At 65.7% G+C, this 18,009-nt stretch carries 18 protein-coding genes and 1 pseudogene; 13 read left to right on the top strand and 6 right to left on the bottom strand.

Features of this window, described 5'->3' with window-relative positions:
* Window positions 1–167: 167 nt before the first annotated feature.
* From benA to PMI20_RS23180, 9 genes and pseudogenes are all read left to right on the top strand, one after another.
* Window positions 168–1,529 carry a benzoate 1,2-dioxygenase large subunit gene (gene benA / locus PMI20_RS23220; protein WP_007922867.1) on the top strand — a complete coding sequence of 454 codons (1,362 nt, stop codon included), beginning with the start codon at window positions 168–170 and terminating at the stop codon, window positions 1,527–1,529.
* Window positions 1,529–2,017 carry a benzoate 1,2-dioxygenase small subunit gene (gene benB / locus PMI20_RS23215; RefSeq protein WP_007922866.1) on the top strand — a complete coding sequence of 163 codons (489 nt, stop codon included), beginning with the start codon at window positions 1,529–1,531 and terminating at the stop codon, window positions 2,015–2,017. Before benA ends, benB begins: the two co-directional genes overlap by 1 nt.
* 10 nt (window positions 2,018–2,027) lie before the next feature.
* Window positions 2,028–3,041: a benzoate 1,2-dioxygenase electron transfer component BenC gene (gene benC / locus PMI20_RS23210; protein ID WP_007922864.1), complete on the top strand. Its 1,014-nt coding sequence runs from the start codon at window positions 2,028–2,030 to the stop codon at window positions 3,039–3,041.
* A 152-nt stretch (window positions 3,042–3,193) separates the two neighbouring features.
* The gene (locus tag PMI20_RS23205; protein ID WP_007922861.1) at window positions 3,194–3,967 is read left to right on the top strand and encodes a 1,6-dihydroxycyclohexa-2,4-diene-1-carboxylate dehydrogenase; all 774 of its coding nucleotides are present in this window, start codon (window positions 3,194–3,196) and stop codon (window positions 3,965–3,967) included.
* Between the two features lie 170 nt (window positions 3,968–4,137).
* On the top strand, window positions 4,138–5,475 hold the full coding sequence (locus PMI20_RS23200; RefSeq protein WP_007922859.1) for an MFS transporter: 1,338 nt from the start codon (window positions 4,138–4,140) through the stop codon (window positions 5,473–5,475).
* 117 nt (window positions 5,476–5,592) lie between these two features.
* Window positions 5,593–5,922 (top strand): annotated as a pseudogene (locus tag PMI20_RS23195) (benzoate/H(+) symporter BenE family transporter); the annotation flags it as partial.
* A 242-nt stretch (window positions 5,923–6,164) separates the two neighbouring features.
* Entirely contained in the window at window positions 6,165–6,335 is a 171-nt protein-coding gene (locus PMI20_RS23190; protein WP_177323779.1) for a hypothetical protein, read from the top strand.
* Window positions 6,336–6,577: 242 nt separating this feature from the next.
* Complete coding sequence (locus tag PMI20_RS23185; protein WP_007922856.1) at window positions 6,578–7,663, top strand: hypothetical protein; 1,086 nt, start codon at window positions 6,578–6,580, stop codon at window positions 7,661–7,663.
* 135 nt (window positions 7,664–7,798) lie between these two features.
* Window positions 7,799–8,152 (top strand): DUF1428 domain-containing protein, encoded by a 354-nt coding sequence (locus PMI20_RS23180; RefSeq protein ID WP_007922855.1) that lies wholly within the window; start codon window positions 7,799–7,801, stop codon window positions 8,150–8,152.
* A gap of 4 nt (window positions 8,153–8,156) precedes the next feature.
* On the opposite strand, the gene PMI20_RS23175 is transcribed toward PMI20_RS23180, so the two are convergent.
* The 3 genes from PMI20_RS23175 to PMI20_RS23165 form a co-directional block, all read right to left on the bottom strand.
* Window positions 8,157–8,696, bottom strand: coding sequence for a hypothetical protein (locus tag PMI20_RS23175; RefSeq protein WP_007922854.1), 540 nt, complete (start codon window positions 8,694–8,696; stop codon window positions 8,157–8,159).
* 144 nt (window positions 8,697–8,840) lie between these two features.
* Window positions 8,841–9,047 (bottom strand): tautomerase family protein, encoded by a 207-nt coding sequence (locus tag PMI20_RS23170; RefSeq protein ID WP_007922853.1) that lies wholly within the window; start codon window positions 9,045–9,047, stop codon window positions 8,841–8,843.
* A 66-nt stretch (window positions 9,048–9,113) separates the two neighbouring features.
* The gene (locus tag PMI20_RS23165; protein WP_007922846.1) at window positions 9,114–9,860 is read right to left on the bottom strand and encodes an SDR family NAD(P)-dependent oxidoreductase; all 747 of its coding nucleotides are present in this window, start codon (window positions 9,858–9,860) and stop codon (window positions 9,114–9,116) included.
* Between the two features lie 118 nt (window positions 9,861–9,978).
* On the opposite strand from PMI20_RS23165, the gene PMI20_RS23160 reads away from it, so the two are divergent.
* The gene (locus PMI20_RS23160; protein WP_007922845.1) at window positions 9,979–10,899 is read left to right on the top strand and encodes a LysR family transcriptional regulator; all 921 of its coding nucleotides are present in this window, start codon (window positions 9,979–9,981) and stop codon (window positions 10,897–10,899) included.
* Between the two features lie 159 nt (window positions 10,900–11,058).
* On the top strand, window positions 11,059–11,508 hold the full coding sequence (locus tag PMI20_RS23155) for a hypothetical protein (protein WP_007922843.1): 450 nt from the start codon (window positions 11,059–11,061) through the stop codon (window positions 11,506–11,508).
* Window positions 11,509–11,698: 190 nt separating this feature from the next.
* On the opposite strand, the gene PMI20_RS23150 is transcribed toward PMI20_RS23155, so the two are convergent.
* Both PMI20_RS23150 and PMI20_RS23145 read right to left on the bottom strand, forming a co-directional pair.
* On the bottom strand, window positions 11,699–12,745 hold the full coding sequence (locus tag PMI20_RS23150) for a class I SAM-dependent methyltransferase (protein ID WP_007922842.1): 1,047 nt from the start codon (window positions 12,743–12,745) through the stop codon (window positions 11,699–11,701).
* A gap of 389 nt (window positions 12,746–13,134) precedes the next feature.
* Complete coding sequence (locus PMI20_RS23145) at window positions 13,135–13,986, bottom strand: CAP domain-containing protein (RefSeq protein WP_007922840.1); 852 nt, start codon at window positions 13,984–13,986, stop codon at window positions 13,135–13,137.
* Window positions 13,987–14,211: 225 nt separating this feature from the next.
* Between PMI20_RS23145 and PMI20_RS23140 the strand changes: the two genes are divergently transcribed.
* Both PMI20_RS23140 and PMI20_RS23135 read left to right on the top strand, forming a co-directional pair.
* Window positions 14,212–14,823, top strand: coding sequence for a cell wall hydrolase (locus tag PMI20_RS23140; RefSeq protein WP_007922838.1), 612 nt, complete (start codon window positions 14,212–14,214; stop codon window positions 14,821–14,823).
* A gap of 185 nt (window positions 14,824–15,008) precedes the next feature.
* Complete coding sequence (locus PMI20_RS23135) at window positions 15,009–15,695, top strand: GNAT family N-acetyltransferase (protein WP_007922837.1); 687 nt, start codon at window positions 15,009–15,011, stop codon at window positions 15,693–15,695.
* A 12-nt stretch (window positions 15,696–15,707) separates the two neighbouring features.
* Here the strand turns inward: PMI20_RS23135 and PMI20_RS23130 are convergent, their stop codons facing one another.
* On the bottom strand, window positions 15,708–17,927 hold the full coding sequence (locus tag PMI20_RS23130; RefSeq protein ID WP_007922836.1) for a DNA/RNA non-specific endonuclease: 2,220 nt from the start codon (window positions 17,925–17,927) through the stop codon (window positions 15,708–15,710).
* Window positions 17,928–18,009 lie beyond the last annotated feature (82 nt).

The raw sequence follows: 18,009 nt of genomic DNA, 5'->3' as shown, positions 1-18,009 counted from the left end.
CAGAAGCTGTGTCCGCCACGCCATCCCCGATTCTTCATACGGCTGTAGGACTTGCCCTACAAAACTCTGCAAAAAACGGATAGTGGTCTGCACGCAACGGATATTGCCCCCGCACACCCCGCCCTAGCATGAGCCTTGCCTGAATAAAAACAATGGAGGCGGCGGCCATGACCCTGCGACCCGAATACCTTCACTCCCTGCTTGAAGAAGACCGTGACCGGGGCGTCTACCGCTGCAAGCGGGAGATGTTCACCGACCCCCGGCTGTTCGACCTGGAAATGCAGCACATCTTCGAGGGCAACTGGCTGTACCTTGCCCACGAGAGCCAGATCCCCAACAACAACGACTACTACACCACCACCATGGGCCGGCAGTCGGTGTTCATCGCGCGCAACAAGGACGGCGAACTCAATGCCTTCCTCAATGCCTGCAGCCACCGTGGCGCCATGCTCTGCCGACACAAGACCGGCAACAAGTCGTCCTACACCTGCCCGTTCCACGGCTGGACCTTCAACAACTCCGGCAAGCTGCTCAAGGTCAAGGACCCGGCCGCCGCGGGCTACCCGTCGAGCTTCAACTGCGAAGGTTCCCACGACCTGACCAGGGTCGCGCGCTTCGAGTCCTATCGCGGCTTCCTGTTCGGCAGTCTCAACCCCGACGTACTGCCCCTGGTGGAGCACCTGGGCGAGTCGGCGAAGATCATCGACATGATCGTCGACCAGTCCGCCGACGGCCTGGAAGTGCTGCGCGGTTCCTCGAGCTACATCTACGAAGGCAACTGGAAGCTCACCGCGGAAAACGGCGCCGACGGCTACCACGTAAGCTCCGTGCACTGGAACTACGCGGCCACCCAGAGCCAGCGCAAGCAGCGCGAAGCCGGGGAAGAGATCAAGACCATGAGCGCCGGCAGCTGGGCCAAGCAGGGCGGCGGTTTCTATTCCTTCGACAAGGGCCACATGCTGCTCTGGACCCGCTGGTCCAACCCCGAGGACCGCCCGCTCTACGAGCGTCGCGATGAGCTGGCCCGGGACTTCGGCCAGGCCCGCGCCGACTGGATGATCGAGAACTCGCGCAACCTGTGCCTGTACCCCAACGTCTACCTGATGGACCAATTCAGCTCGCAGATCCGCATTGCCCGGCCGATCTCGGTGGACCGCACCGAAATCACCATCTACTGCATCGCGCCCAGGGGCGAAAGCGACGAAGCCCGGGCCATGCGCATCCGCCAGTACGAGGACTTCTTCAACGTCAGCGGCATGGCCACCCCGGACGACCTGGAGGAATTCCGTTCCTGCCAGATGGGCTATCAGGGCTGCAACAGCGCCTGGAACGACATGTCCCGCGGCGCCGAACACTGGGTCGAGGGCGCGGACGACGCGGCCCGGGAAATCGACCTGCAACCGATCCTCAGCGGCGTGCGTACCGAAGACGAAGGCCTGTTCGTGATGCAGCACAAGTACTGGCAGCAAACCATGCTCGAGGCGCTTGCCGCCGAAGCCGCGCGAACCATTGCCGTGGAGGCTGTGTGATGAGCATTTCCCATGACACCGTGCGCGATTTTCTCTACCGCGAAGCGCGCTACCTGGACGACAAGGACTGGGACAGCTGGCTGGAACTCTACGCCGCCGACGCGACCTTCTGGATGCCGTCCTGGGACGACAACGACGAACTCACCGAAGACCCGCAGCGGGAAATCTCGCTGATCTGGTACGGCAGCCGCTGCGGCCTGGAAGACCGGGTGTTCCGGATCAAGACCGAGCGCTCCAGCGCGAGCATTCCCGACACCCGCACCTCGCACAACCTGAGCAACATAGAGCTGCTGGAGCAGGCCGACGGCCTGTGCAAGGTGCGCTTCAACTGGCACACCCTGAGCTTTCGCTACAAGACCGTCGACAGCTACTTCGGCACCAGCTTCTACACCCTCGATGTGCGCGGCGAGACCCCGCGGATCCTGGCCAAGAAGGTCATCCTGAAGAACGATTACGTTCGTCAGGTCGTCGATGTCTACCACCTCTGAGGCGACCGCCATGACTCATCACATCGCACTCAATTTCGAAGACGGGGTGACCCGCTTCGTCGCCGCCAACGCCGGCGAAACCGTGGCCGATGCCGCCTACCGCCAGGGCATCAATATCCCCCTGGACTGTCGCGACGGCGCCTGCGGCACCTGCAAGTGTTTCGCCGAAGCCGGGCGCTACGACCTGGGCGAGGAATACATCGACGACGCGCTGACCGCGGCTGAAGCCGAGCAGGGCTTCGTGCTGACCTGCCAGATGCGCGCCTTGAGCGACTGCGTGGTGCGGGTGCCGGCTTCGTCGCAGGTTTGCCGCACCGCCCAGGCCACCTTCGACGCCACCATCAGCGCGGTGCGCCAGCTATCCGACAGCACCATCGCCCTGTCGATCAAGGGCGAGGCCCTGAGCAAGCTGGCGTTTCTGCCGGGGCAATACGTCAACCTCGGCGTGCCCGGCAGTGAGCAGACCCGGGCCTATTCCTTCAGCTCGCTGCAGCGCGACGGCGAGGTCAGCTTCCTGATCCGCAACGTGCCGGGCGGCCTGATGAGCAGCTTCCTCACCGGCCTGGCGAAAGCCGGTGACCCCATGAGCCTGGCCGGGCCCCTGGGCAGCTTCTACCTGCGCGATATTCGCCGGCCGCTGTTGCTGCTGGCCGGGGGCACCGGGCTGGCGCCGTTCACCGCGATGCTGGAGAAAATCGCCGAGCAGGGCAGCGAGCATCCGCTGCACCTGATCTACGGGGTGACCAACGATTTCGACCTGGTGGAAATGGATCGCCTGGAAGCCTTCGCCGCGCGCATCCCCAACTTCAGCTTCAGCGCCTGCGTGGCCAACCCCGAGAGTCGCCACCCGCTCAAGGGCTACGTGACCCAGCATATCGAGCCCAGGCACCTGAACGACGGCGATGTGGATGTGTACCTGTGCGGCCCGCCGCCGATGGTCGAGGCGGTGAGCCAGTTCATTCGCGAGCAGGGCATCGCCCCGGCCAATTTCTACTACGAAAAATTCGCCGCCAGCGCGGCCTGACAGCCCCCGCGCCCTATGTAGGAGCGAGGCTTGCCCGCGATGGCGATAGTGGGGCAACGCTGACCTTTCAGCCTGTCGGCTGATCGCGGGCAAGCCTCGCTCCTACAGATGAAGGGTGGTGGTGCGTCGGTACATTGGCATGAGGTTTTGAGATGAGCAGATTCGAGGAAAAAGTCGCCCTGGTCACCGGGGCGGCGCAGGGCATTGGCCGGCGGGTCGCCGAGCGCCTGGCCGAGGAGGGCGCGCGGCTGGTGCTGGTGGATCGCTCCGAGCTGGTGTTCGAGTTGCAGGCCGAGCTGGCCCCCAGGTTCGAGGTGCTGGCGTTGACCGCCGACCTTGAGCAGTACGCCGAATGCAGCCGGGCGATGGCCGCGGCCGTCGAGCGTTTCGGGCGCATCGACGTGCTGGTCAACAACGTCGGCGGCACCATTTGGGCCAAGCCGTTCGAGCACTATGCAGAGCAGCAGATCGAAGCCGAAGTGCGTCGTTCGCTGTTCCCCACCTTGTGGTGCTGCCACGCGGCGCTGCCGTACATGCTGGAGCAGGGCAGCGGTGCCATCGTCAATGTGTCGTCCATCGCCACCCGCAGCATCAACCGCGTGCCCTATGGCGCGGCCAAGGGCGGGGTGAATGCCCTGACCGCCTGCCTGGCGTTCGAGACCGCCGGGCGCGGGGTGCGGGTCAACGCCACCGCCCCCGGCGGCACCGAAGCGCCGCCACGGCGCATTCCACGCAACAGCGCCGAGCAGAGCGCCGAGGAACAGGTCTGGTACCGGCAGATCGTCGACCAGACCGTCGATAGCACCCTGATGAAACGCTACGGCACCATCGACGAGCAGGCCGCGGCGATCCTGTTCCTGGCCTCCGACGAGGCGTCCTACATCACCGGCCTGGTCATGCCGGTAGGCGGTGGCGACCAGGGCTGAAGTATCAGGCGTCATCGAAAATCGCACCCTGACCGTAGGAGCGAGGCTTGCCCGCGATGGCGTCCGGCCTGGCACACCGCAGCGCTCCAATCGCGGGCAAGCCTCGCTCCTACAGGACTGCGCAAACGCACATCCGGTTTCTCATAAAACAACAACAAGAGTCAGATGCCATGCGAAACATAGACAGCAATCAATTGATCGACGGGGCACGCTTCAATGCCTTTCACTGGCGCGTGCTGTTCTGGTGCTCGCTGATCATCATCTTCGACGGCTACGACCTGGTGATCTACGGCGTGGTGCTGCCGGTGCTGATGCAGGAGTGGGGCCTGAGCCCGCTGCAGGCCGGGGCGCTGGGCAGTTATGCGCTGTTCGGCATGATGTTCGGCGCGCTGTTTTTCGGCACGCTGTCGGAGCGCATCGGCTGCAAGAAAGTCATCGCCATCTGCGTGGTGCTGTTCAGCGGTTTCACCCTGCTCAACGGCTTCACCACCACGCCCACCCAGTTCGGCATCTGCCGCTTTATCGCCGGCCTCGGCATCGGCGGGGTGATGCCCAACGTGGTGGCGCTGATGAACGAATACGCGCCGAAGAAAATCCGCAGCACCCTGGTGGCGATCATGCTCAGCGGCTACTCGGTGGGCGGCACGCTGTCCGCCGGCCTGGGCATCGTGCTGCTGCCGAATTTCGGCTGGCAGGCGGTGTTCTATGTGGCGGCGATCCCGTTGTTGCTGTTGCCGCTGATTCTCAGATTCCTGCCCGAATCCCTGGGCTTCCTGCTGCGCCAGGGCCGGGACGACGAAGCGCGCCAGGTGCTGCAATGGGTCGAGCCGGGCTTCGTCGCGCAACCCGGCGACTCGTTCGTCAAGGCTAACCTCAAGACCGCCGGCGCACCGGTGGTGCAGCTGTTCCGCGAAGGCCGGGCGCTGAGCACCCTGATGCTCTGGGTGGTGTTCTTCTGCTGCCTGCTGATGGTCTACGCGCTCAACTCCTGGCTGCCCAAGCTGATGGCCAGCGCCGGTTACAGCCTGGGCTCGAGCCTGATGTTCCTGCTGGTGCTGAACCTCGGGGCGATTTTCGGCGCCGTGGGCGGCGGCTGGATCGGCGATCGCCTGCAGCTGCAAAAGGTCCTGGTGGCGTTTTTTATCGTGGCTGCGGTGTCTATCAGCCTGCTCGGCTTCAAGAGCCCGCACGGGTTGCTGTACGCACTGATCGCGATTGCCGGGGCCACCACCATCGGCACGCAGATCCTGGCCTTCGCCTGCGTCGCCCAGTTCTATCCGGTGACGATCCGCTCCACCGGCATTGGCTGGGCCTCGGGCATCGGCCGCAGCGGGGCCATTGTCGGGCCGCTGCTGGGCGGTGCCTTGGTGAGCATCGAGCTGCCGCTGCACTATAACTTCATGGCCTTTGCCATTCCGGGGGTGGTGGCGGCGCTGGCGATGTGTTTCGTCTACCCGCGGCCCGCCAAGGCGCTGCCGGTCAGCCAGGCCAGCGCGCCGTCCCTGTAGCAGGGCCCGTGACCGGTGCGGGCGCCCAGATGCCTGCGCCGGTGGTTCTGTCATGCCATGCCTCAGGGCTTCGGAGCCTGCATGCAGCCGTTGATCGAGGATTTTTCATTGTCGGCGCTGGTAGCCAGGTTTATCGCCACGCTGATTTCCTATGCCGGGCCGCTGGTGATCATCTTCCAGGCGGCCCTGGCCGGGCTCGCCCTGTTCGCCGCCCTGTTCGCCGCCATGGGCGGCGCCATGGGCGGCGCCCTGAGCAGCGCCATGGCCGTGCCGCGGGATCGCGAGGCGGCGTTGATCACCTTCCTGGTGACGGCGTCGGGCATGTCGCTGTTCGGTTTGTCGGCGGCCTTCTGGGGGCTGCTGTTTGGCCTGGTGGCCCGTGGTGTGCTGACTCTGCGTCGTCCGCAGGGGTTACCGGCGGCGGGGGAGGCACAGGCGCGTAATTGACAGTGCCGCGGCATTGGCCATGTATCGAAATCCTTGCACAGGCCAATCACCTCCGGCCCGGCCAGGGGCTGCGGGGTTGCCGTTCGCTGCTGCCGAAATGAGCGTGCAAGTCCATGGAAATCTGTGGGTTTTTCGATACAACCCTTACCCATTCTTTACCTTCATGTGGTGCTCGATGTCGCACAAACGCTGTCTGAAACGGCGAGAAACTTGTGGTTCTCGTCCTGAAAGAGAGTGAAGCGATGATATTGAGTCGAGTTGCAAAAGTGGCGGTAGTGATCGCGTTGTTGTCGTCCCTGTCGGGCTGCTGGATGTTCTTCCCGCCGGGTGGCGGCGGTGGCGGGCATGGCGGCGGTGGCGGTGGCCCGCATGGCGGTTTTGGCGCAGGTCCCGGCGGTGGCGGTCCACGCTGACCACGACTGACCTGCTTCTGTAGGAGCCAGGCTTGCCGGCGATCGAGGCGCCGCGGTGTATCAGGCCGGACGCCATCGCGGGTAAGCGACTGGTCGGATACGCCGTCGCGAACCCCTTCTCGAGCCTGGGGCGCAAACCCCAGCACCTATACTCAATCCAGGCATGGTCGTGTGGTATCCGGTTGAAGCCTGCCCCGTCGTGAGCGGGTGGCCGTGGTCGACGCTGTGCGAGGGTTGCCATCTTGTACCTGCGTGCGCTGATCGTCGTGATGCTGCTGGTGCTGGCCGGATGCGCCGCGACCCAGCGTGTCCGCGAGGTGGTGGCGCCGGTGGTGGTGCCGGCCAGCACCTGGCGCCAGGTGGACCGGGAGATCGCCGAGGCTTCGCAGCAGGCGGTGATCCAGGTCAAGGTCTTTGCCCGCGGCTCCATGGAGCACTGGCGGGTGCGGGTCTATGCCGTTACCGAGGAAACCTTCATCCCCTGGTTCAGCAGTTACTGGACCCAGGAGTGGATGGCCATGAAAGTCAGTTGGTACAGCCTCACCGCCGGCGACGAGCAGGACGCGGCGGCGACGCGGCTGGCGGAGTACCTCAAGGAACAGTATCAGGAGCAGGTGCTGGCACCGGTGGCGGTGGAGATCGACCCGGATGCGATTCTCAACCAGGCCACGGAGTTCTATATCGAGCTGCTGGACAAGCAGGTGCAGGTTATCGCCCAGCGTTATCGGTTGCCGGCCAGGCAACTCGATCAACGGCTCAATGGCATCCAGGCGATTCGCCTGGGGCCGCCGCCGGCGCGCGATGCGTCGTTGTATCAGGTGTTGCATGCCAAGCCCCTGACTACGCTGCCGGCCTACTCGGCGCTGTACCAGCAGATCCATAGCGCGCCGGCGGGCACCGGCGAGGTGTCGTCCGAGGCCGGGATTGTCTCGGTGGCCAGGCAGGCCAGCGAAAAATTCGAAGCGCAGATGGCCGGCCGTGGCATTGCCGGCGCCGCATCGGCGGTGGCCGGCAAGGTCGCCGGCGCGGTGATCTCCCTGGGCGCCGCGGGGTTTCGCGCGATTGCCCATGAGAGCGACCGGGCCGAGACCGAGGCGCAGATTCGCCAGAGCCTGGGCAAGGCGTTCGACCAGGCCTGGTTCAAGCTGTTGAACAACACCGGCAACGGGGTGATGGCCGGGGTGTATTACCTGGCCGGGCATATCGAGGGCGAACTGGGCCAAAGCGCGGTACCGGAGCCCCCGCTGGAGACGGTACCGGGCACTGTGCATCCGCCCGCGACGCCGGGCCTGAGCGCCCCGCAAACCGGTTGGCAGCCGGAGCCATGAAGTCCGGCGGTCGGCCGATTCAGGTTTTTTCGCGCCGACTTGTCGATTGTCGGCGATGCGGATCGACCAGTTCCCAGAGTGACCGACAGCAAGGTCGGGATCCGATGTTCAACCCCAATCAGCAGGAGCAGGATCATGTCTTATGTCGATGGTTGTGTACTGGCGGTACCCACCGCCAACCGCGAGGCCTTCAAGCAGCATGCGCAGGTCGCGGCGAAGGTGTTCAAGGAGTTCGGCGCCCTGAGCGTGGTCGATTGCTGGGGCGACGATGTGCCCGAGGGCAAGCTGACCTCGTTCCCCATGGCGGTCAAGCTCAAGGTGGACGAGACGGTGGTGTTCAGCTGGATCATCTGGCCGTCCCGCGAAATTCGCGACGCGGGCATGCAAAGAGCCATGGAAGACCCGCGGCTCAAGCCCGATGTCTGCCCGATGCCGTTCGACGGCCAGCGCATGATTTATGGCGGGTTCACGATGCTGGTGAATGCCTGAGGCGTCACCAGCGGAACATCGGTAGCGGCCGCAGCGGCGTACGCAGCAACTGCCGGGCCGAAGCGCGCGCCAGCATCCAGTGAAACCCCTGGTCGGGGTAGCGTGCCTGCACCTCGCGGATAAACGGGCGGGGCAGGCCGAAGTTGAGCAAGCCCAGGGAGACGTCGATCGTGTCGGCCTGCCGGAACGGTTCGACGCTCGCGGCGTGGGCCTGGCGATAGGGGCGCAGTTTGTGATGCTGCTCGATCAGCGCGCTGACCTGCTCCGCCAGCCGTGACTCGCCGCGCTCGGCCAGAAAGGCCCGGGCCAGCTGGATCGACGGCGCCAGGTAGTCGAGGGTGCCGTGGGTCCAGATACCCAGGTCATGAAAGGCCGCGGCGATCTGCACCGCGCAGGACAGCGGCCGGTCCTGCGGATTGAGCGCGGTGTAGAAGCTCAGCACGCGATACACATGATTGCGATAGCCGGGCAGGTCCTTGCCGATCACCGTGGCGAAAGAGGCAAGGATCTGTTCGGTGAGCGGGCATTCGAGAACGACGTCCATGTGGTCTGCTCCGGGTCTGGAAGGGCGACAGTATAAGGCTCGGTGCAGGGCTTGAGGATGCGGGCGTCGCGGTGTATTCGGCAGGTCGCGGATCGATTCAACGCCAGGAACAACGGGCGGACCCGATGCTGGCCCGCCCTTTTTTCATTGCGCCGTTCGCTGGCGGTATTCGGTGGTGGTCATGCCGGCGTAGCCCCAGTTGTCGGTGTCGACTTCTTCGATGACGATGTGGGTCAGTTCCGGGGCCTTGTTCAGCACCCGTTGCAGGGTTTCGGTGATCTCGCGGATCACCTGGGCTTTCTGTTCGCGGGTCACGCCGTCACGGGTGATGCGGACGTTGACGAAAGGCATGGCATTACTCCTGAGGAAAAGGTGGGGGTTGCAAGGGGCGGGAGGCACGCGGGCCTCCCGCCGGGTTTACCATTTGCCGCTGCTCATGCCGCCGTCCACCGGCAGCACCACGCCGGTGGTGAAGCCGGCGCCGGACAGGTAGAGCACCGCGTCGGCGATTTCCTCGATGCGTCCGACCCGTCCGGCCGGTTGCAGGCCGTCGAGGAAGGCACGGTGCGCCGGGTCGTGCATCGGCGTGTCGATGATCCCCGGGGCCACCGCGTTGACCTGGATGTTGAACGGCGACAGCTCCAGGGCCAGGGCGCGGGTCATCTGGTTCACACCGCCCTTGATCAGCACCGGCAACGCCGCCGGGACCGCCAGGTTCGGTTGCAGCGCGACGCTGGCGCTGATGTTGATGATGCGGCCCCGGCGCCGCTCGATCATGTGCCGCGCGGCGGCCTGGGAGGCGTAGACCACACCCTTGAGGTTGGTCTGCAGCAGGCTTTCCAGCTCCTCGGGGCTGTAGTCGATAAACGCCTTGGGCAGGAAGAAGCCGGCGTTGTTGACCAGCACATCGACCTGGCCGAAACGGTCGATGGCGCGTTCGACCAGTTGCGTGGCGGTGGCCGGGTCGGCGATGTCGCCTTCGACCCCGAGAAAACGCTCGCTGTGGCCCAGGGTTTCGGCCGCCGCGGCCAGCCGCTGTGCCGAGCGGGCATTGCCGACCACGTTGTAGCCGCGGGCCAGGTAGGCCTGTGCCAGGCCGAGGCCGATGCCGCTGGAGGCGCCGGTGATGATGACGGTGCTGTTGTGGTTCAGGGTGTGGCTCATGGGGATAGTCCTGTTTTGCGGTGAGAGGGGTTCCAGCGCTGTTGGGCAGAACTATATTTGTGTGCCGAATGCTGATAAACAGCGCGTCAGGTACTTCACTTGATACGTGGTGTAATCAATGACTCGGCAATTCGACGACGTGCTGCTGGGCAGCATCGAGCTGTTCTGCATGGCGGCGGAGATCGGCAGCTTTACCGGCGCGGCGCTGGCGGCCGGGGTCACGCCGGCGGCGGTCAGCCGCTCGGTGTCGCGCCTGGAAGAGCGGCTCGGCGTCCGCCTGTTCGTGCGCACCACCCGCAGCATCCGCCTGACCGACGGCGGGCGTGACTATCACCAGCAATGCCGCAGCGCGCTGAACCAGATGCTCGAAGCCGAGCGCCAGTTGACCGGGCAACAGCTGGCGCCTTCCGGCACCTTGCGCATCAGCCTGCCGACCACCTACGGCCATCTGCGGATCCTGCCGCTGCTGCCGGAGTTTCGCCGGCGCTACCCGCAAATGCGGGTGGAGGTCAACCTGAGCAACCGCAATATCGATTTCGTCGAAGGGGGCTACGACATGGCGATCCGGGTGCGCGCGCAGCCGGATTCCGGGCTGGTCGCGCGGTTGCTGGAGGACGCCGAACTGGTGGTGTTCGCCGCCCCGGATTACCTGGCGCGGGCCGGTACCCCGCAGCGGCTCGACGACCTGGCGCAGCACGAGTGCATCCAGTTCGAGCTGCCCAGCAGCGGCCGGCGCATCGCCTGGCTGTTCAACGGCGCCGATGGCCCCTGCGAAGTGCTCGCCGAGGGGGCCTACGTGTGTTCGGAAGACCTACAGGGGGGCGTGACCTTGGCCAAATACGGCGCCGGCCTGTTCCAGACCTACCGTTTCATGGTCGAGCGCGAGCTGGCCGAGGGTTCCCTGGTGGAGGTGCTGCAGCCTTACGGCGGCCGTTCGCGGCCCTTCAGCCTGCTGTATCCCCACAGCCGGCACGTGCCGTTGCGCCTGCGCGCCTTTATCGATTTCCTGCTGGAGAAACAGCCGGGCTGGAAGACCTGAAGCAGGGATGGGCAGCCCGGAATGGATTGGTTAGTATGGCAACCGGGCTTCCTGGGCGCCCACCTCGCGAAAGCGCAAGCACCTTCAAATCCCGCAAGCACCACGCTTGCATACCCCCTCCGGGCCAATAGCGAGCAGGCCGATTCTCTTGGAGTTGGTATGCCTATCCAGAAATCCGTTCCCCGTTCACCCGCCAGTCAGGCCGCCAGCCTGGTACTGCGCGAAGCCAAACGCCTGCATCGCACTGCAACCAGTGGTTCGCTGGCCGGCGCCTTGCCGATCCTGCGGCGCTTGCTGGCGAGCAACAGTTTGCCTGGCCTGTCGTTGCCCGAGCTGTATCGGCAGCGCGACAAGGTGCAGCGCAAACACCTGTTGCGCACCCTGGCCAGCGAGGCCGGTTTTGCCAGTTGGGAGACCTACCGCCAGGTCCTCGACGAGCTGGCGCCCGAGCAGTTGCAGCATTTTGAACTGGTCTACCGCCAGGCGGGCCATCTCAACTGCTGGTTCTCGTCACCGGACGAGGCCCGGGAGTATGTGGCCCATCATGGCGGCCGGCTGTTGTGCGTAGGGCAACAGGCGGTGGTGCTGGTGGATCTGCCGGCGGCGTAAGACAGGCACGGCCCCCGGGATTTCCCCGAGTGCCGTTTTTTCATTGGCATGCGGCACCTGCGTGTCCCCGTAGGAGCGAGGCTTGCCCGCGATGGCGGCCTGCCTGAGCCACCGCGGCGCTCCGATCGCCGGCAAGTCGGATCGCCGCCCGCTGGCTCCTACAGGATCGCATCGCTCGCACGATCCTCCTTCATTTACGTGCCTCGAGAATCAGGTTGAACGGCGTCTCCGCGGCCCGGCGGAACTGGCTGAAGCCGGCTTCGCTGAAGACCTGGCGCAGGCGCGCTTCGCCGGCCTGGGCACCGAGCCCCAGGCCGACTTCCTGGGACAGCGAGTTGGGCGTGCAGATAAAGGTCGAGGCGGCATAGAACAGCCGGCCGACCGGGGTGATGTTCTGGTCCAGTTTATCGTTGGCGAACGGCTCGACCAGCAGCACGCTGCCGTCGTCTTTCAGCGCCTGGAAGGCATGTTGCGCGGCGCCCACCGGGTCGCCCATGTCGTGCAGGCAGTCGAAGAAGCAGATCAGGTCGTAGTCGTTGCCGGGGTAGGTCTTGGCGCTGGCCTGGGAGAACTGCACGCGGCCGGTCACCCCGGCTTCCTCGGCCCGTTGCGTCGCGGTGGCGATGGAGGGCTGGTGGTAGTCGAAACCGAAAAACCGCGAGGCGGGGAAGGCCTGGGCCATGATCACCGTCGAGGCGCCATGGCCGCAGCCGATGTCGGCCACCTTGGCCCCGGCCTGGAGTTTTTCCACCGCGCCGTCCAGGGCCGGCAGCCACTCGGCCACCAGGTGCGCCCGATAGCCGGGGCGGAAGAAGCGCTCGGTGCCGCTGAACATGCAGGGGTGGTGATCACCCCAGGCCAGGGCGCCGTCGCCGCGCATCGCCGCCAGCAGTTTGTCCTTGTCGTGAAACAGCGCAGAGACCACCACGGCGCCACCGGCCACGTACACCGGCGAGTCCTCGATGGCCAGCGCCAGGGCTTGTTCTTCCGGCAGGCGGAACTGGCCGCCCTGGTGTTCCATGTAGCCGGACGCGGCATGGGCGCTCAGCCATTCGCGCAGCAGCCGCGCGTTGCAGCCGGTCTTGGCGGCCAGCGCCTCGGGGCTGACGAAATGACTGTCGGCCATGGCCCGGTACAGGCCCAGTTCTTCGCCGACAATCATATTGGCGAGCATCGCCGCGCCGCCCATGTCTGACACCAGCTTGCCCATGAAATCGTTGAGCTTGGCTTCGTCCATGGCCTGGTCCTCCGCTGTGAGGGTCACTGTCGCCGACGGCCCGGCAGTGGCCGGATGGAGATACGCGGCGTGCGCGGGGAGGCCATGTCCCGGCGCTGCCGAATGAGCGGGCCTGGCAGGGCCGGCCCGTGTTCTGAAGAGCTGACGCACGCCTCCCGCGGGGGACGGGGTGCGTGCCTACCGTTCAGGCAGATGAGGCTGGCCATCGGGCCTGGGCGTCGAACCCGTGGCGGCAGGCGAGGCTGCGCGTGGGTTCCGGGACGCCCGGAGCAAGCGATTGCCGGTCGGTAGATGAGTCAGTTTAGTTGCCCGGCGGGGGCGTCGCGGGGTTGGCCGATGAGGGGGCGGGGCTCCGCTGACGGCGCCCCGGGGCAAGGTCGGTCAGGCCGTCAAGGCGTGCCGAACATCGCGGTCCAGTAGATGCCGGCATCGCTTTTCGGATCGACCGCATAGGACGCGCCCAGCTCGCGATACTGCGGGTTCATCAGGTTGGCGCAATGGCCCGGGCTGGCCAGCCAGCCATCGACCACCTTGCGCACGCTGTCCTGGCCGGCGGCGATGTTTTCGCCGATCTGTTGGCCGGCATAACCCGCCAGTTCGGCGCGGTCGCCGGGGGTGCGACCGTCGCGGTCCTTGTGATCGAAGAAGTTGTGATTGGCCATGTCCCGGGTATGGTCCTGGGCCGCGCTGGCCAGGGTGGCGTTCCAGGCCAGCGGGGTGGCGGCGGCGAAGATCTGGTTGCCGCACTGGCGCGGCTGCGCGCGGGCGCTATTGAGGGTTTCCAGGAGCTTCTGGCCCTCGGCCTGCCAGTCGCCGAGGCGTGCGGTCAACAGTGGCCGGGCGAGGACGATGCGCCATTCCTGGCCGGTGCGGCTGACACCGATATCGACGAACTGCGGGTCCAGCACCACCTGGCAGAAACTTTCCTGCACCGCCTTCATGGCCGCCTGGGCATTGCGCGGTCCGGACAGGCTGATGGCCTGCACATTGACCATCGGGTAGGCACTGCTGGCCAGGGCCTGTTGCAGATTGCCGATGCTATTGGCTGGCAGCACCAGGCGCGGGTCGGCGGCCAGCGGCGGCAGTTCCTGGGACACCTGGCCGGCGCAGCGCTGGACCTGGCTGCGGTAGCTATTGATCGATGTCACCAGTTGCGTCTCGTCGCTCGCCACGGCAGCGGTGGCGAAGGCCATGCTCAGCGACAACAGGGTCAGCGGCAGAACGGAGGATAGGCAGCGCATGGAGGTCTCCCTTGAGCGAATTGCGCCCATGATGCGCGATTTTGCCCCGTTCGGCGCAAGGTCTTTTTGCCGAAAACCGGCGCCGTTATCCGTCCTTGCCGTTGCTGGCGCGGTGCAGGTTACGGGCGGACGGCGGCGAACTACACTCAAGTCCAGTCGCTGCCAGCCGGCAGGCTGGCGGCGGCTTTTCCGTGCCCGGATCGGGTTTTTGGCGAAGGTACGAGCATGCGCCCGACAGCGATTGCCGGCGGTTTTCTGATCCTCCTGTGCGGGGGGCTGGCAATGGCCGCGGGTGAAACAGCGGACCCCGAAGTGGCGCAGGACAAGGCCCAGGTCCTGGAACAGAAAGCCGCGGACCAGCAGCCGGCGCCACGCGGCGAAACCATTACCCCTCCCGAGGCCCAGGCGGTGGACCCGGCGGGCGCCGCGCCGCTGGACGACGCCATTACTTGCCTGGCGCGGTCCATCTACTGGGAAGCCAAGGGCGGGGCCGCCGCCGACATGGAAGCCGTGGCCAGCGTGGTGCTCAACCGGCTCGGCCATGAGGGGTTTCCCGATACGGTGTGCGCGGTGGTCAAGCAGGGGTCGGAGCAGCGCGCCTGTCAGTTTTCCTGGTGGTGCGACGGGCGTGCGGATCAGGTGAAGGAAGATGAGCCCTACATCGCGGCCAAGGAAATCGCGCGCAAGGCGCTCAACCAGCAACTCGCGGACCGCACCCACGGCGCCCTGTATTTCCATGACCGGCGCGTGCGGCCCGATTGGGCCAGGCAATACCGCAAGACCGCCGAGACCGGCAAGTTCCTGTTCTACAAGCCACGAGGCGACAGCGCGCGTTAGCCCGGTTTACCCAGGCCATCTGTAGGAGCGAGCTTGCTCGCGATAGCGTCCGTGCTGACACGCCGCATCGCGAGCAAGCTCGCTCCTGCAGGGACTGCGTCAAATACGCGGGCGGAGTATCATGCCGGCCCGCCGCCGACGCCTGCTGTCCCAGGCGTGCCTCAACCTTTGGAGCCCACCGCGCAATGCCGATCATCAGCCACTTCCAGACCCCGTGCCCGGAAGCCGTCAACAGCCAGATCCTGCAAATGGTGGTCGACTACCTGACCGATATCAGCGCGGTAGCGATCCCGCCCAGCAACCTGCTGTACAACATCTACCAGTACGCCATCGGCTTTGAGGTGCATCTGTATCTGCAGGCCCTGGACGGCTCCCGGGGCATCGCCGTGGAACTGCTGGTGGCCACTGACGAGGACGACCCGCAGCAGGTGCTGGGTTTTGTGCTGTACCTGCCGGTCAAGGACGATCCCGAGGCGTGCGGCGTGGCCTATATGGCGGTGCGTGCCAGCCATCGCCGGCAGGGGATCGCGCGGGCGCTGCTGGCACGGATGCGCGAGCGCTACCCCCATGCCGAACTGACCTGCGCGGTGGGCAAGGTGGCCTGGTTCGAAGCGCTGGGTTTCCAGGTGCTGGGCGTGCGTGGCCCGCAGGTGCTGATGAATACCCGCGATCACGCTACCGACGGTTTGATGGGCCTGCTGGACACGGCGCCGATCTATCGCTCGCTGGAGGTACGGCAGATCCACAGCTACCTGCTGCAAAAGCATGGCAAGCGGGCAATGCTCGATGCCGAAAAACAGCGTGACCGCCACCTCGACCAGATGACCCGCAACGCCCAGGCCCTGGTCCGCGAGCGCCTGGGGCAGGGCTGAAGCCGCTCGGTTTCACCTGCCAGGTTTCAGCCGCCAGACCCCTGGTACCGGGCGGTCAGGCTGCTTGTACTGGTCGGCGGCCATGATCGACGGCGTCAGGGAAATCCCCGTGAGCAGGCAGATGGCCGTGAGCGGCACCTTCTGCTTCTGGAAGGTGTTGGCCAGGTCCTGGACGGCTTCCTTGACGTTGAGGCCGAACTCCTTGATGACCTCGCTCTGATCGAACAGGAATCCGTAGGCCAGCAGTTCCGGGGTGCGCGATTCGTCCTTGGGCACTATGACGATTTTCCAGAAGCGGGTCGGGTAGCGCACCGGGCCCTTGCCGAAGTCCTGTTCCACGCAGGAGGTCTGGTCCAGTACCGGGCCGGCGAAGATGATCGCCTGGCCGCCGCCCGTTTCGATCTGTTCGGCCAGCTCGTTTTCGAAGTAACCCCAGACCCCTTTGCGATTGCGGTATTCGGCACCGTCGGGCGATTCCTGGTTGAACAGCTCGTGCTGCGGCGTGCAGTTGGTCCAGTGGTAGGTGTCGGCGTTGGCGTACTCGGTATCGAGCCCCGGCTGCCCCCAGCAGCTGTCTTCGCGGCGCACGATATGGCCACGATCGAAGTTGCCGGCCGGCCCGTAGATATCGCCGTTGGTGAGCTGGTAGCGGCTCGGCACCCGGCGGTCGAGGCGCCAACTTTCGCCACCGTACTTCTTGCGCGCGCGGGTATCGCCACGGACCTCGGGCCGGTAGTCGACATTGCAGGCGGTCCACATCGGCATGCGGTAATCCTTGTTCATCACCAGCGAATAGTGGTGGTAGGGCAGGGCCAGCGGCGCCTCGTCATCCAGGCCGGCAAGCGGCACTGGCGGTACGTTGCGGGCCGAGGCGAGGTGTTCGCGGTAGTCGCCGACCCGGTAGAGCTGGGCCAGCCGCATGCCCTCGATAGCGGGCGGCGGGACGGGCACCCCAAGAAAATCCGGGTCGTAGCCTTTGCGGGCGGCGTAGTCGAGGTCGAAGGTCAGGGTCTTTTCCAGCGCCGCGGCTGCCGGAGCCGGCGCGGCAGGCACCGGCTCGGCAGGCGCCAGGTTGAGGATGGGCATGACGCTGGCCGGGCTGTCCGCGGCGTGGCTGACGATGTTGATGGTGGCGGGGCCGGAGATATGAAAGATGTTCTGCGACATATCGGGCGCTCCTGGGCGGTGTGGCGCCGCGGGCAGGGTTTCGTTGGTGCTGAGCACGGCTAGCGGGTCGGGGGTCAGCTCCATGAGCTGGGCCAGCAGCTCGGCCGGCCTGCCACTCAGTTGCAGGGCCTTGAGCGCGCCAATGATGCTGCTGACCCGGGTGCCCTCGTTGGCCACCCAGTCCACCGTGCTTTCCTCGTCCCCTTCGGGGTTCCAGATGCTGTGGTCGGTCTTGAGGATGTTGCCGGCTTCGTCGGTCCTGGGGATGCCGCAGTGGTGCAAGGCGATCAGCTCCCAGTTGTCGCTGAACACCGGGGAGCCGGAAGCGCCTTCGGCGGTGTCGGTTTCGTAATGCAGGAAGCCCTGGTCGAGGATGTCCAGCAGCCGGTTGTGGGTGGTGGCGTACTGGCGCGGGCCGCCATCGGGGTGCTGGATGATGTTCATCGGCCGGCCACGCAGGGTCTTGCCGGTGGCTTCGATCAGGCGGATGCAGCCGTAGTCCGACAGCGCCTCGCCGCGTGAGCCCTGCGTGGAGATGGCCACCAGGCAGAAGTCCAGCGCCTCGTCGGCGAAGTAGAACTGGTCCGGCTGCAGGTTGAAGTAGGTGCCTTCGTTGATGCCGCGCTCCTGCCTTTCGTAGAGAAAGTTGGCGGCGCAATCCACGGCATCCACATACCGGGGAAACACATGCTGGTTGGTCAGCAACAGGCTGGGCGAGACCAGGAAACCGGTAGCGAAACCCTCGACCACCGTGCCCGGGCGTGGCGCATTGACCAACCGCGCCACCGGCCTTGCCGCCTGGCGGGCGGCCTCGCTGGGGGCGTAGAAGGTTGGGTCCCAGGTGCCGATCCGGCGTTCCAGCCCGGCCCGGGTCAACAGGGCACGGGCGTTCTCGCGGGCGATCCACTTGGCCAATTGTTGCGGTGAGTCGCCGGCGCCCGGGCCCAGTTCGCGGATGCGCGACTGCGATTCGCTGCGTGCTCCGGCCTGCTGGTTCCAGCGTTGCAGGGCTTTGGCCATGTTGCTTCGGCGGGCAGTGGCAACGGCATCTGGCGTCTTGCTCATGGGCAGCTCCTGGCGAGTACGGGATTCCTTTCAGGCTAGCCATTTGAGCGTAGACAACCAGCGCGCTGGCAGACGGCTGGCG

This window comes from Pseudomonas sp. GM17 (genome assembly GCF_000282175.2).
In the GTDB taxonomy this organism is placed as follows: Bacteria; Pseudomonadota; Gammaproteobacteria; order Pseudomonadales; family Pseudomonadaceae; genus Aquipseudomonas; species Aquipseudomonas chlororaphis.
The sequence above is the reverse complement of the archived record's forward strand: the minus strand, read 5'-3'. Positions and strand labels throughout refer to the sequence as shown.

Bases quoted from the DNA above. Each gene is read 5' to 3' on its own strand.
- benA (WP_007922867.1), top strand. From the start codon at position 168: ATGACCCTGCGACCCGAATACCTTCACTCCCTGCTTGAAGAAGACCGT.
- benB (WP_007922866.1), top strand. From the start codon at position 1,529: ATGAGCATTTCCCATGACACCGTGCGCGATTTTCTCTACCGCGAAGCG.
- benC (WP_007922864.1), top strand. From the start codon at position 2,028: ATGACTCATCACATCGCACTCAATTTCGAAGACGGGGTGACCCGCTTC.
- PMI20_RS23205 (WP_007922861.1), top strand. From the start codon at position 3,194: ATGAGCAGATTCGAGGAAAAAGTCGCCCTGGTCACCGGGGCGGCGCAG.
- PMI20_RS23200 (WP_007922859.1), top strand. From the start codon at position 4,138: ATGCGAAACATAGACAGCAATCAATTGATCGACGGGGCACGCTTCAAT.
- PMI20_RS23190 (WP_177323779.1), top strand. From the start codon at position 6,165: ATGATATTGAGTCGAGTTGCAAAAGTGGCGGTAGTGATCGCGTTGTTG.
- PMI20_RS23180 (WP_007922855.1), top strand. From the start codon at position 7,799: ATGTCTTATGTCGATGGTTGTGTACTGGCGGTACCCACCGCCAACCGC.
- PMI20_RS23175 (WP_007922854.1), bottom strand. From the start codon at position 8,696: ATGGACGTCGTTCTCGAATGCCCGCTCACCGAACAGATCCTTGCCTCT.
- PMI20_RS23170 (WP_007922853.1), bottom strand. From the start codon at position 9,047: ATGCCTTTCGTCAACGTCCGCATCACCCGTGACGGCGTGACCCGCGAA.
- PMI20_RS23165 (WP_007922846.1), bottom strand. From the start codon at position 9,860: ATGAGCCACACCCTGAACCACAACAGCACCGTCATCATCACCGGCGCC.
- PMI20_RS23160 (WP_007922845.1), top strand. From the start codon at position 9,979: ATGACTCGGCAATTCGACGACGTGCTGCTGGGCAGCATCGAGCTGTTC.
- PMI20_RS23155 (WP_007922843.1), top strand. From the start codon at position 11,059: ATGCCTATCCAGAAATCCGTTCCCCGTTCACCCGCCAGTCAGGCCGCC.
- PMI20_RS23150 (WP_007922842.1), bottom strand. From the start codon at position 12,745: ATGGACGAAGCCAAGCTCAACGATTTCATGGGCAAGCTGGTGTCAGAC.
- PMI20_RS23145 (WP_007922840.1), bottom strand. From the start codon at position 13,986: ATGCGCTGCCTATCCTCCGTTCTGCCGCTGACCCTGTTGTCGCTGAGC.
- PMI20_RS23140 (WP_007922838.1), top strand. From the start codon at position 14,212: ATGCGCCCGACAGCGATTGCCGGCGGTTTTCTGATCCTCCTGTGCGGG.
- PMI20_RS23135 (WP_007922837.1), top strand. From the start codon at position 15,009: ATGCCGATCATCAGCCACTTCCAGACCCCGTGCCCGGAAGCCGTCAAC.
- PMI20_RS23130 (WP_007922836.1), bottom strand. From the start codon at position 17,927: ATGAGCAAGACGCCAGATGCCGTTGCCACTGCCCGCCGAAGCAACATG.